Here is a 13,414-nt window from a genome sequence, read left to right on the forward strand (position 1 = left end):
ACATCATATATGCTGAAAACTAACACAATAATGATATATTTATAAGGGGTATCGTCATGAAAAAAAATAGTGAATTACTACAAGAAAAAACGCCACATGGCAATGCATTATTTCCGTTAATGGTTCATGAAATCAGTACAAATCCAGAAATAACAGAACGAATAGGTTGCCACTGGCATAGGGAATATGAAATATTGGTTATAACAAAAGGCAAAGCGCAATTTCAAATTGAAGATAAGATGATTTCTATTCAGGAAAACGGCATACTGTTCATAAAGTCCGACCATCTTCATTCAATGGTCGCTGCACCTGGGATGCCTCTAGACTTTTATGCCATTGTATTTCACCTAGATTTACTTAACAGTCATATTAACGATGCTACACAGCAAAAATATATTGATCCAGTTAATAATGATACATTATCATTCCCAGATTATATCCTGCCTAAAGAGGAATGGGAAAAACAGCTCCTGGAGAAATTAAACAATGCGAGAAGATTATTTGATACCAAACAAATAGGCTATGAACTTCTCATAAAAGCATGTCTCTATGAGATATGGTATTTGTTATACATGCATGCAACACAAAATATATTACAGCGTGAAAAACAAGTTGATTACAAAATTGTTCTTATTAAATCAATGATTACCTGGATTCAGGCCAACTATACTGAGCAGATTTCCTTAGAAAAAATGTCTGCCCAGTTTCATATAAGCAAAGGGCAACTATGTAGATTCTTTAAAGCCATGACTAAAATGTCCGTTATCGAATATATCCATTATTATCGCATTAGCAAAAGTATCACCTTACTTGATTCCACAGATAAAACAATTAGCGAAATTGCATTTGATGTAGGATTTCATAATGTGAGCTATTTCAATAAGATTTTTAAATACTATATCCATTTGACCCCTATGGCATATCGAAAATCCACACTTCGTGAAAACAGCTTCTTTCATGAAGAAATGCACCATGTCCCATAGCATTTATTATATTGCGACTCGGTAAAAGCTCAAAAATTGCACCGTAAAATATATAGAAAGACTCATAATCTACTCTATTTTTGAAAAAAATCTTATATAGAGTTCTTTAGTAATTCTTTATATGGTAAACTTATTTATATGAAGCACATACTAAAGGTCTTCTAGAAAAAACTTAAATTTCACATAAAAAGGAAGTCGAAAAATGAAAATTGGATTTGATAATTACAAGTACCTAAAAATGCAATCGGAACACATTCGAGAGCGTATTAGTCAATTTGGTGACAAGTTGTATCTGGAATTTGGTGGAAAGTTATTTGATGACTATCATGCATCACGTGTCCTTCCAGGCTTTGCACCTGACAGCAAACTACAGATGTTACTACAACTATCTGATCAAGCAGAAATCATTATTTCTATCAATGCTGCGGATATTGAAAAGAATAAGGTGAGACATGATTTAGGCATTCCCTATGATCAAGACGTTTTACGCCTCATTGAAGTATACAGAGAAAAGGGCCTCTACGTTAGTAGTGTAGTAATTACTCGTTACACAGGTCAGGCCTCTGTAAATCTATTTCAAAGTAAATTAGAGCACATGGATATCAGAGTATACCGTCACTATTCTATAGAAGGTTATCCTAACAATATCTCTCACATCATCAGCGATGAAGGCTATGGCAAAAATGATTATGTAGAAACAACTCGCCCATTAGTAGTTGTTACTGCACCAGGGCCAGGAAGCGGTAAGATGGCTACTTGCCTTTCTCAATTGTATCATGAAAACAAACGTGGTATAAAAGCTGGATATGCTAAATTTGAGACTTTCCCAATTTGGAATATCCCTCTAAAACATCCTGTGAACTTAGCTTATGAAGCAGCTACTGCAGATCTTAATGATGTCAATATGATTGATCCTTTCCACCTAGACGCCTATGGTATCACTACAGTAAACTACAACCGCGATGTTGAAATTTATCCTGTACTTGAAGCCATGTTTGAAGGAATTTATGGTAGCTGTCCATATCAATCTCCAACAGATATGGGGGTAAATATGGCTGGTAACTGCATCATTGATAATGAAGTTTGTGAAGAAGCTTCTAAGCAAGAAATCATCCGTCGCTACTACCAATCTATGAACCGCTTAATCAAAGATGAAGCTACTAAAGATGAAATATACAAAATCGAGCTGTTGATGAAACAAGCTAAAATCACTACTGCTGATCGCCCAGTTGTACCTGTTGCTAACAAATTAACCACTGAAACCGGATTACCTGCTGCTGCATTAGAACTTCCAGATGGTACGATTGTTACTGGTAAGACTGGTGACCTTCTCGGTGCTTCCTCTGCTGTTTTATTAAATGCAGTGAAAGTACTCGGCGGCATTGATGATTCAATTCATCTCATCTCTCCTTACTTTATAGAACCAATTCAAACGCTAAAAACAGATTATCTCGGTAGTAAAAATCCTCGCTTACATACAGACGAGATTCTAATTGCACTTTCTATGTGTGCTGTCACTGACCCAAATGCCAGATTAGCCTTAGAGCAACTTCCAAAGTTAGCTGGCTGCCAGTTACACACTACCGTAGTCTTATCTCCTGTTGATATGAAAACTTTCAAGAAACTTGGCATTGAGTTTACTAATGAAGCAATTTATGAGGATAAAGCGATTTAATCCTTTGTTAATAAAAATGATTCTGCAACGTATACCCTAAAACGGTAGGTTTTGTAAAGAAACTTTGTATTTATTAACATACAAAAAAATAGCATTCACTAACCTTAATTAGTGAATGCTATTTTTTCCGCCTAGACTTCTTTATTGTATATTTCTAATGCATGTTGGCACGCTTCCCATTGTTCCATAAGCATGATTAAAGTTTCTTCCTTTGCATCTATCTTTTCTTGAATTTCTCCTAGTCTTGAATAATTTGAAGCATTGTGAGGCGCCATAATTTCTAATTTTAATGCTTCAATTTCCTCCTCACAGATTGCCACACTTTCTTCTGCTTTCTTTACTTTTCTTTCGAGTTTTGCACGTTCTTTCCCTGGATTATTATCCTTTTTCCCGCTATTTTCGTTTGTCTCACGCATTACGGGTATCGGTGTACCTGTAATTGATTTTTTAGCCGTTACATCATTGTCCTTATTTTCTACCTCTCTTGCTTTTCCTTCTAAATATTCCTCATAGCCATATTCATAAAAATCCGTCTTTCTATTTGGCTCAAATACTAATAATTTATCTGAGATTTGTTTAATGAAATAGCGGTCATGTGAAACAAATAAAACAGTTCCCGTATAATCTTTTAGCATCTGCTCTAAAGTTTCTTTCCCTATAATATCCATATGATTCGTAGGTTCATCTAATATCAAGAAATTAGGTTTCGTGGTTAATATCTTACAAAGTGCTAAACGCACTCTTTCTCCACCTGATAACATGCTAATTTTCTTAAATACATCATCCCCTGTAAAAGCAAACGCCCCTAATGCACTTCTTACTTCTGTTTGCGTCATATTAGGAAATTCATTCCAATAATCATCTATCACCTGCTCCTCACTGGTATATTGTGCCATTTGCTGATCAAAGTAACCGATTTTTACACGAATACCATAGTGATATTCTCCGCCTAAAGCAGGTAGCTTTTCTGTCACCGTTTTTAAAAAGGTAGACTTCCCAAGTCCATTACCACCTATAATGCCCATCTTCTGTCCTTTTTCTAAAGACATATTCACCGTGGAAAGTACTTTTCCTGCCTCATATCCTATCGCCAAGTCTTTAACCGTTAATACTTCTTTTCCCGTCTCCACTTCTGGATTAAAATGGGCATGGAAAGTCCTCGTATCATAGCGTTCTGGTGCTGCAACGCGTTCCATATGTTCGATTTGTTTCATTTTAGACCTTGCCATAGACACCTTTGTAGGATGATGCTTAAATTTATCAATGATAGCTTGTAACCTTTTAATTTCCTTCTGTTGCAACTCATAATCTTTCGCTTGCTTGTCCCAATTTTGTCTTTTCTGTGCCATAAAGGCCGTATAATTTCCCTTATATCTTGTAGTCTTCCCATATTCAATTTCATAAACTACATCCACTATGTTATCTAAAAACATACGGTCATGAGATACGATAACAACTGCCTTCTTATACCCTTTTAGATACGTTTCTAACCACTTAATCGTTTCAATATCCAAGTGGTTAGTCGGCTCATCTAAAAGTAAAATATCTGGCTTTTCAAGTAACATTTTAATAAAAGCAATCTTAGTTTGCTGTCCACCTGAAAAGGCACTAAGGGGCTTTAATTTATCTTCCTGTGAAAAACCAAATTGGCGAATCATCGTCTCATATTCTTTTTCATAATAATAACCGCCTATATCCGTAAAATGTTCTTCCATTTTGGTATACGCTAAAATATTTTCTTCACTTGGATGCTTTTCCATCCTCTGACGCCTTTGTTCTAACTCCTTTTGCATTTCTATATAAGGCTTAAATACCTTCCGAATTTCTTTTTCCATTGATAAGTTTACATCTTCAAAGGTCATTTGCTTTAAGTAACCAATAGTTGGATTACCTGACTTTGCAATGAAAATATCTTCATCACTATCTCTTTTCGTTAAATCTACTTCTCCTGAAATTAATTTAAGCAATGTGGTCTTCCCACACCCATTTCTTCCAACTACTGCAATTTTTTCTGTATCTCTGATTTCAAAATTAATATCCTTTAAAATGACATCTGCAGCAAACGCCACGCAGCCATGATTTATCCTATATTGCATATCTTACCCCTTTTTAAATAGAGCTATAATAGCCCTGTTTCTTTATAACTATCTTCCTTTAAACACAGCCTACTTTTCTAAACATTCTACCATTATCACTTAGCAATTCCAAGCCTTACATTTTCATATTTTAAAAAAGAACTGGACACTTATTTTAGTGTACCAGTTCCTCGTAGCTATTTCTTTTCATATGCCGCTACTGCTTTATTATATTCATCAGCATCTGCAATCTCTTCTACAATAACATCGCCATCTTCAGCATTATGATAACGATAAATATATACGCCGTCTTTGATTTCATCTTCTTCAATTAAAGATACAGCCATATACTTTTTACGTCTTACTTCAAAAGTATCAATAATTGCAAACTCTCTCTCCGTTCCATCTGATACTGGCATAGTAATTACTTCATATTCATTCATTGCATTGTCTCCTATTGTCTCACTTTAGTCTTTAAGTAACATTATATTCTACGGCTAAAGTAATTGCAATTATGCACGAATCACTTTAATCCTAAATATTAATCAATATTTTAAAAATGGACTTGAACCCTAAATTTTATTACACTTATAGTTTTCAACAAAGGGTTCAATATATTCCTGTATAAACTCAATACGATCAAAAACTGCTGGTTTAAATGTAGATGTTACAGAAATAACTATTTGTGCAGAAGTATTTATATAAAGTACATTTCCGCCATCTCCAATAGCCGCATAAATGTTTTTTTCCGCATCTACTATCCACCATAAATACCCGTATGCCATATTGTTAAAACGCTTTCCGCATTGTACAAACGCTGTGGTACTCCTTTGAATCCACCAGGAAGATACTATTTGTTTTCCCTGATAAACACCCTTATCAAGACACATTTGACCGATTTTCACTAGTTCCTTAGCAGATAGACATAACCCAAACCCAGCCGTTGCTATTTGATTTGAATCGCAAAACCATATCTCTTTCTTTGGACTCTTTGATGTGACAAAATCTATATGTTCCGCTTTACTCTTTACACTAAAGCTAGCACGTGGTGCAATCCCTAGTGGTTCAAAAAGAAATCTATTTGCAAATTCTATTGTAGCTAGCCCACTAACTTTGGTTATAATCGCACTTAGTATCTGAATACCCAGCGTTGAATATTTAAATTCCCCAGTAATTCCTGCCCTTCCCCCTAGCAGATTAAGAACTGCCTTTGTCCAATCTTCACTCTTACACACCTTTGTCCAAGGTTCAGATTTGTATTTATACGGCGCAGTCATTGTAAGTAGATGCTCAAGCGTTACATGCTGTATCGTTTTTTCCCCACGTTTTATTTGATAATCTGGAAAAAAGTCTAACACTTTCTGCTGCGTACTTTCAATAAATCCTTTATCAATTGCAATACCTATAAGAAGAGACATAATACTTTTTGTTGCTGATGCAATATGAAAGGCATTTTCCTTTGTTATATCATGCCATGTATCACTATATACCATCACACCCTTTTTTAAAGCTACAATTTGGCATATATTACATTGTTCTTTTAAAACTATATGATGCAATTCCTTTTTATCCATAACGCTTTTCATCTCCTTATATATAGTGATTATGAAAATGTTAGTTCGAACTATTTGTTTATTGGATATCCTTTATATAGGTTATATCTATTTAAAATTTTTTTCAATGAAAAATAGCATCCACCAATTTTAATTAGTGAATGCTATTTTTATCTCCATACTTCCTCATTTCTTTTTCCACTCTCTACTTTAAATAAGCACGCCTGCTTTTAAAGAGAACTGTCATAACACACTTTCTAATCGTTACAACACCTAGACACATAGTCCCCATAAATAGCCTCCCAGTATTTAACGCCCTTTAAAAACGAGTCATACACCCTAACAGGAGAGCTTGCTTAAAGTATAGATTTTCCAAAGATCAGAAGAAGTGGGAGGCTGTCCTTTTCCCCTTGCTACATATAAACTGCCTCAAGCAGTTCGGGTCCCCGCAAAGTTCAAAGGCCTTCTGAGAATTTTATTTTTAAATTTATAAAAAGGTTGTACTTACGTAGCTTTTCCTATCTTAGTAGTCCACTTGGCATCGTCGCAGCCGTCAGTATTAATAGTGCGCGTATGAAAACGTTAGATATCGCTACTTTAGGATTAAAGAGTAAGCTGTGTGGCGGATACTTTGTTGGAGCTGCTTTGCTTGTACACTTAAGTATATGTCATAGAAAAGGTACATTCCCTATAGTTTTTTTAATCATCTTCCCCACTCCTGTTTGGAAGCATTGCAGTAATATCTTTTGCTAATTGCAACATATGGATTAGATTATCAAAAGCTTCCATATCCATATCAAAATAATAATAATTTTTTGTTCCCTCTCGACGCATTTTAATAATCCCTGCATTTTTTAATATTTGTAAATGATGGGATACCGCAGGCCTTGAAAGATTTGTCTTTTCTGTAATGGTACCAACTCTAACACCACTACATTCTTTAATCTGTAACATCTCCAATATCAAATGTTGTCTATTTTCATCTCCAATTGCATTTAGTATTTTCTTGCAGCTTGCAAATCCTTCCGCTAACTCTCTGATGTTCTCTTCTATATCCATTTATCTACTCCTTACTTTATCTTATGGCCTGATACTGCTTCAAAATGATATTTCACAATTCCCAAGTCAAGCTTTGTATAAAACCCTAAACCAGCCTTTACTGACACCTGATTATTTTAGAAGCAAAAATAAAACTTCTGCTGGTTCATGGCTGTTGGTGCAAGCAATGCTGCTTCCATACCTTTTAAAAACCAACTAGGCTGACCTTCTCCCAGGTTACATACTTGTGCCAAATCCTTATTCTTATGTGGCATTCCCTGTGTCTGTCCATACCCAAGTGCGATAACGCACACAAGCTTTTCACCTTTGTCTATTTTGGCTGCACATTTTCCTTTTCCATAAGTCATAGCCACCCAACATGTATTCAGCCCAAGCTCCTGTGCCTTCAAGACAAGCTTTTCTCCATAGTATCCTGCTATTTCCTCTAATGTCTCAGAATTCTTTCCCACAAGTGCAATATAATTTGTTACACCAGTAAACTTTCCGTAACGTGCCATCATTGTATCAAAGCATTTATCTTCATCGTAAATAATCTGTATATGCAATCCACTCTCTTTATTACAATCATCTAAACATGCCTTTAATTCCTTACGAATACTTTCTTCGATTTTTCTATCCTGATATTGTCTTACACTATGTCTTGCTTTCATAATATCTAGTAATTCCATCATTCAATCCTCCATTATACATTGTTTAGTTCATTGGTTTGAACAATTATAACATATTAATTTTTATATAATTTAATGGTAAAGAAAATCGAGACGAATAATTCCCATCATTTCCATGCACTATATACAAATTATAAAAGTAGCGTCATAATGTAATTTTTTGTATCATTTCTCCCGTGTACAAAATAACTATTTCTCGTATAGTTCTTAATAACTTTTATCGACATATTTATAGTTGACTGTCGGGCTAGTAGCCATGTAAGAATATATTAATGCAGCTAATTTTCAAAAAAGAATACATTAGCAGGTGTTCCGTCATCATAATCAACTTCACAATTCGGATAACCTTCTACCACTTCGTATTTTCCTTTTGTATATTCATCTACCACAGTATTCCAAAAATGTACAGACGCAAGGTTATGTGGATGACACTTGAGCTGCCATCTACCATGGTGTTTATCTAAAACTTGAAATGCAGCATTTCGGCCATATCCACTTCTTCTGTATTTATACATTATAAAAAACTCTGAAAGGCAAAAATCTGTTGTTTTCTCTGGCACTTCCGGATAATCACTGATCATTACAAAACCGGCTAATCTATCATCAACTTTTATTAAGTATGGATACCTGTTTTTCTCAGTTAAATAATAATCAAGCCATTCATAATTATATAGACCATCATCATTAACATCTGTTTTCTCCCATTGTGAGAATTCATATAGATATTTTTCCAAAAGATTAAATAACACTGCTTTCTCTTTTTCAGTTACTTCAATCAAATCAACCATAAAAATTTATTTCCTTTCACAAATTCTTATTTGTCTAACTGATAACATACTATCGCAAACACCCTATATTTTCAATAAATCACATGCTACTATGCTTATAAAAATGAAAAATCCTCAAGGTAAGTGGACTATTAGATTGGGTGCCAAGTTGAGTTTCAAGTTGGCTTCGGTGTTGGTAGCAGTGCGTAGAAAGTAATTTGACTAAAACCATGTCAAATTATTCTTTACACGGGCTTCGCATTATAAAAAAATACAGGCATCAACTACCTTATGAGAGCGAGCTCTTTTGCTTGGTTTCTGCCTTGCTTCGGTGTTGGTAGCAGTGCGTAGAAAGTAATTTGACCAAAACCATGTCAAATTACTTTCTACACGGGCTCCGCCCTATAAAAAAATACAGGCATCAACTACCTTATGAGAGCGAGCTCTCAACGGTAGTTGATGCCTGTATTTTTTTGCATTGCTACAAGCTTACGTGATTATTCAAACTCAATCGTTGCAGGTGGTTTTCCTGTGCAGTCGTATAAGACACGGTTAACCCCTTTAACTTCGTTTACGATTCTAGTAGTAACTTTTCCAAGTACTTCCCATGGTAAGTCTGCTGATTCTGCTGTCATGAAGTCGCTTGTTGTTACGGCACGTAGTGCTACTGCGTAGTCGTATGTTCTTTCGTCACCCATTACACCTACTGAACGCATGTTAGTAAGAGCTGCGAAATATTGGCCTAAGTTTTTGTCTACGCCTGCTTTGGCAATTTCTTCTCTGTAAATCCAGTCAGCGTCTTGTACGATGCGTACTTTTTCTGCTGTTACTTCTCCGATAATACGGATTCCGAGACCTGGGCCTGGGAATGGTTGTCTAAATACTAAGTATTCTGGGATACCGAGTTCAAGACCTGCTTTACGTACTTCATCTTTGAAGAGAAGTCTAAGTGGTTCAACGATTTCTTTGAAATCTACACAGTCAGGAAGTCCACCTACATTGTGGTGTGATTTGATGACTGCTGATTTACCAAGTCCACTTTCGATAACGTCTGGGTAGATTGTTCCTTGTACTAAGTAATCTACTGCACCGATTTTTTGTGCTTCTTCTTCAAATACACGGATGAATTCTTCACCGATGATTTTTCTCTTAGCTTCTGGTTCTTCTACGCCTTTTAATTTTTCGTAGAATCTTTCTTGTGCATTTACACGAATGAAGTTAAGGTCATAGTGTCCTTCTGGTCCGAATACTGCTTCTACTTCGTCCCCTTCATTTTTTCTAAGTAAACCGTGGTCTACAAATACGCATGTAAGTTGTTTTCCGATTGCTTTAGAAAGAAGTACTGCTGCTACTGATGAATCTACTCCACCTGATAATGCGCATAATACTTTTCCATCGCCAATTTTTTCACGAAGTGATGTAATAGTAGCTTCTACGAATGAATCCATTCTCCAGTCGCCTTCACATTCACAGATGTTTTTAACGAAGTTTGAAAGCATTGTCATACCTTCTTGTGTGTGCATAACTTCTGGATGGAATTGTACTGCATAAATGCCTTTTTCAGCATTTTCCATAGCTGCTACTGGACATACTGGTGTATGTGCTGTCACTTTGAAGTCTGCTGGTGCCTCAGCAATATAATCTGTATGGCTCATCCAACAAATTGTAGAAGGTGATACACCTTCAAATAATTTAGATGTTGTATCTACATTTACTTCTGTTTTTCCATATTCACTTACAGGCGCTGTTTCTACCTTACCACCTAAAAGGTGTGCTGTAAGCTGAGAACCATAGCAAATTCCAAGTACAGGAATACCTAATTCGAAAATTTCTTTACCACAAACTGGTGAATCTGCTGCATATACACTATTAGGACCACCTGTAAAGATAATCCCTTTAGGATTCATTTCTTTAATTTTTTCAAGACTAATATTATAAGGATGTACCTCACAATATACATTATTTTCTCTTACACGTCTTGCGATTAATTGGTTGTACTGACCACCAAAATCTAGAACTATTACCAGTTCATGCTTCATTTCTTTCTTCCTCCTTAAATTTACCACAAATCCAACCATCATTGATTCTCTTGGTCTTTTATATTTCTACTATATTACACTATTTTCACAAATTTTTCTAGATATATTTAATCATTTATTACTTTTTATGACAACAACTACTTACCATCAACTAAAAAGTACACTTTCCTCTTCCTAGCAAATATCTTTAATATCTTTCAGCTATACTTAAGCTCTTACCCAGGCACTCTCCACCCTCGGCACCTTTTTCAACTATATCGAAGCTCTTACTATGAAGTAGGAAACAGAGTTTGTGGTATCTGTAGCATTGGTTGCGGAGTGAGTTTTATAACCTCTTAGCAATATTAGTAATATCCTTAACTATTCATTGCTACAACTCATTACCCCTCCATGCACCCAACCTCTTCTCGTGCACCCTTTTTCAACTATGGGGTAGTGCATTATCTAGGAATTAGAAATTTGGAGGATATAAGCCCTCCAAATTCCGGTCTCTCCTAGTAATCTACACTATAGTTAGGTGCTTCTTTTGTAATTTGGATATCATGTGGATGACTTTCTTTAAGACCAGCACTTGTAATTTTCACGAACTGTGCTTTTTCTCTAAGTTCATCAATTGTTCTAGCTCCAGCGTATCCCATACCTGCGCGAAGTCCACCTACCATTTGGTATACTGTATCCGCTACATAACCTTTATAAGCTACACGTCCTTCTACACCTTCTGGAACTAATTTTTTAGCATCTTCTTGGAAGTATCTATCTTTGCTACCTTTTTCCATAGCTGCAATTGATCCCATACCACGGTATACTTTGTATTTTCTTCCTTGGTATAATTCAACTGCTCCTGGGCTCTCTTCACAACCAGCAAGCATTGACCCCATCATACATACGCTAGCACCCATACCGATAGCTTTAACTACGTCCCCAGAATATTTAATACCACCATCAGCGATAACTGGTACCCCATATTCTGCTGCAGCTTTTGCACAATCTTCGATAGCTGTGATTTGAGGTACCCCTACACCAGCTACAACGCGTGTTGTACAAATAGAACCAGGTCCAATACCTACTTTAACGCAATCTGCACCAGCTTCAATAAGTGCTCTTGTAGCTTCTGCTGTTGCTACATTACCTGCAATGATTTGAAGTTCTGGATATTTTTCTTTTACTTTTTTAACTGTATCAAGTACACCTTGTGAATGTCCGTGCGCTGTATCAATTGTGATAACGTCAACTTTAGCTTTTACAAGCGCATCTACACGGTCTAAAATATTTGCTGTTACGCCTACTGCCGCACCTACTAAAAGTCTACCTTGTGCATCTTTTGCAGCTTTAGGATACATAATTGCTTTTTCAATATCTTTGATTGTAATAAGACCTTTTAAATTACCTTCTGCATCTACGATTGGTAATTTTTCAATACGGTGTTCAGAAAGAATTGCTTTAGCTTCTGCTAAATTTGTTCCTTCTGGTGCTGTAATAAGATTTTGGCTTGTCATAACTTCTTTGATTTGACGGTTGTGATTTGTTTCGAAACGTAAGTCACGGTTTGTTAAGATACCCACGAGTTTTCCGTCCTCAGTAATTGGGACACCTGAGATTCTGAATTTCGCCATAAGTTCATTTGCTTCATATACGAAGTGTTCTGGGCTTAATGAAAATGGATCTGTGATAACACCATTTTCTGAACGTTTAACTTTATCTACTTCGTCTGCCTGTTCTTCAATTGACATATTTTTATGGATGATACCAATACCACCTTGTCTAGCAATAGCTACTGCCATTCTTGCCTCTGTTACAGTGTCCATTCCTGCACTCATAAAAGGCACATTAAGTCTGATTTTTTTAGTAAGATTAGTTGATAAGTCTACTTCCTTAGGTAATACATTAGAATATCCTGGAACTAATAAAATATCATCAAATGTGATACCATCTTTTATAATCTTTGCCATTTTACTGCCTCCCAAAAGTTATGCTAATTGTTTTTCTTTTCAAAATAAAAGTCGAACATTAAAACAATAATATTATATTTCGTACACTTTATCATATTTTCTGTGATATTGTCAAGCGATATCGGACATTCTAAAAAACCTTGTATATTTTGTCACCTTCTCTCCCTTTTTTCTCCAATTCCTTGTAAAAAAACATGAGAGCGTCGAAAAACACCAAATTTTTCTTCACTCTCATCAATACTAAATATTCGATTTCTTCCCATTTCCGTACGCAACTCACGGACATATGTTTACTACTTTTCATCCACTTATTCAAACTCTTTCTCTTTCCTTTTACGCCTTGGTTTTTTCCATCCTCATTTCTCTTTTTCAACTCTCTCTCTCATAATTTACTTCCCACATAGAAATATTTACAAAATCAAATGCTTGTAACTAAGAAGTTGGAAAGGTACCTACTGCTGGCCTACACACGAAGTAGTTTGTCTTGCTCTTTTACCCACCACTCAGAATATTTGCAGAATTAAAGGCTTGTAACTAAGAAGTTGAGGCTCTCTCCTGCTGATAGTCTACATACGGAGTAGTTTCTCCCATTCTTTTACCCACCACTCAGAATATTTGCAGAATTAAAGGCTTGTAACTAAGAAGT

10 protein-coding genes are annotated in these 13,414 nt (G+C 35.7%); 2 read left to right on the plus strand and 8 right to left on the minus strand.

What is annotated here, in order from left to right:
• The first annotated feature begins 56 nt into the window (after positions 1 to 56).
• Together AC1VAQ_RS14450 and AC1VAQ_RS14455 are read left to right on the plus strand one after the other, a co-directional pair.
• Positions 57 to 983 carry a helix-turn-helix transcriptional regulator gene (locus AC1VAQ_RS14450; protein ID WP_479904071.1) on the plus strand — a complete coding sequence of 309 codons (927 nt, stop codon included), beginning with the start codon at positions 57 to 59 and terminating at the stop codon, positions 981 to 983.
• 202 nt (positions 984 to 1,185) lie between these two features.
• Complete coding sequence (locus AC1VAQ_RS14455) at positions 1,186 to 2,658, plus strand: DUF1846 domain-containing protein (protein ID WP_302597143.1); 1,473 nt, start codon at positions 1,186 to 1,188, stop codon at positions 2,656 to 2,658.
• A gap of 131 nt (positions 2,659 to 2,789) precedes the next feature.
• Here the strand turns inward: AC1VAQ_RS14455 and AC1VAQ_RS14460 are convergent, their stop codons facing one another.
• The 8 genes from AC1VAQ_RS14460 to guaB form a co-directional block, all read right to left on the minus strand.
• Complete coding sequence (locus tag AC1VAQ_RS14460; protein WP_479904072.1) at positions 2,790 to 4,754, minus strand: ABC-F family ATP-binding cassette domain-containing protein; 1,965 nt, start codon at positions 4,752 to 4,754, stop codon at positions 2,790 to 2,792.
• Between the two features lie 176 nt (positions 4,755 to 4,930).
• Entirely contained in the window at positions 4,931 to 5,176 is a 246-nt protein-coding gene (locus AC1VAQ_RS14465) for a DUF1292 domain-containing protein (RefSeq protein WP_302597140.1), read from the minus strand.
• 129 nt (positions 5,177 to 5,305) lie between these two features.
• On the minus strand, positions 5,306 to 6,307 hold the full coding sequence (locus AC1VAQ_RS14470; RefSeq protein WP_302597139.1) for a serine hydrolase domain-containing protein: 1,002 nt from the start codon (positions 6,305 to 6,307) through the stop codon (positions 5,306 to 5,308).
• A gap of 678 nt (positions 6,308 to 6,985) precedes the next feature.
• Complete coding sequence (locus AC1VAQ_RS14475; RefSeq protein ID WP_302597138.1) at positions 6,986 to 7,345, minus strand: ArsR/SmtB family transcription factor; 360 nt, start codon at positions 7,343 to 7,345, stop codon at positions 6,986 to 6,988.
• A 116-nt stretch (positions 7,346 to 7,461) separates the two neighbouring features.
• Positions 7,462 to 8,016 carry a nitroreductase family protein gene (locus AC1VAQ_RS14480; protein WP_479904073.1) on the minus strand — a complete coding sequence of 185 codons (555 nt, stop codon included), beginning with the start codon at positions 8,014 to 8,016 and terminating at the stop codon, positions 7,462 to 7,464.
• Between the two features lie 275 nt (positions 8,017 to 8,291).
• Positions 8,292 to 8,801: a GNAT family N-acetyltransferase gene (locus AC1VAQ_RS14485; RefSeq protein ID WP_302597137.1), complete on the minus strand. Its 510-nt coding sequence runs from the start codon at positions 8,799 to 8,801 to the stop codon at positions 8,292 to 8,294.
• 476 nt (positions 8,802 to 9,277) lie between these two features.
• Positions 9,278 to 10,819, minus strand: coding sequence for a glutamine-hydrolyzing GMP synthase (gene guaA / locus AC1VAQ_RS14490; RefSeq protein ID WP_302599568.1), 1,542 nt, complete (start codon positions 10,817 to 10,819; stop codon positions 9,278 to 9,280).
• Between the two features lie 494 nt (positions 10,820 to 11,313).
• Entirely contained in the window at positions 11,314 to 12,768 is a 1,455-nt protein-coding gene (guaB, locus tag AC1VAQ_RS14495; RefSeq protein WP_302599569.1) for an IMP dehydrogenase, read from the minus strand.
• Between the last annotated feature and the right edge of the window lie 646 nt (positions 12,769 to 13,414).

Source organism: Cellulosilyticum sp., assembly GCF_982396655.1.

Excerpts from the sequence above, each read along its gene's own strand:
- AC1VAQ_RS14450 (WP_479904071.1), top strand. The coding sequence starts at position 57 with ATGAAAAAAAATAGTGAATTACTACAAGAAAAAACGCCACATGGCAAT.
- AC1VAQ_RS14455 (WP_302597143.1), top strand. The coding sequence starts at position 1,186 with ATGAAAATTGGATTTGATAATTACAAGTACCTAAAAATGCAATCGGAA.
- AC1VAQ_RS14460 (WP_479904072.1), bottom strand. The coding sequence starts at position 4,754 with ATGCAATATAGGATAAATCATGGCTGCGTGGCGTTTGCTGCAGATGTC.
- AC1VAQ_RS14465 (WP_302597140.1), bottom strand. The coding sequence starts at position 5,176 with ATGAATGAATATGAAGTAATTACTATGCCAGTATCAGATGGAACGGAG.
- AC1VAQ_RS14470 (WP_302597139.1), bottom strand. The coding sequence starts at position 6,307 with ATGGATAAAAAGGAATTGCATCATATAGTTTTAAAAGAACAATGTAAT.
- AC1VAQ_RS14475 (WP_302597138.1), bottom strand. The coding sequence starts at position 7,345 with ATGGATATAGAAGAGAACATCAGAGAGTTAGCGGAAGGATTTGCAAGC.
- AC1VAQ_RS14480 (WP_479904073.1), bottom strand. The coding sequence starts at position 8,016 with ATGATGGAATTACTAGATATTATGAAAGCAAGACATAGTGTAAGACAA.
- AC1VAQ_RS14485 (WP_302597137.1), bottom strand. The coding sequence starts at position 8,801 with ATGGTTGATTTGATTGAAGTAACTGAAAAAGAGAAAGCAGTGTTATTT.
- guaA (WP_302599568.1), bottom strand. The coding sequence starts at position 10,819 with ATGAAGCATGAACTGGTAATAGTTCTAGATTTTGGTGGTCAGTACAAC.
- guaB (WP_302599569.1), bottom strand. The coding sequence starts at position 12,768 with ATGGCAAAGATTATAAAAGATGGTATCACATTTGATGATATTTTATTA.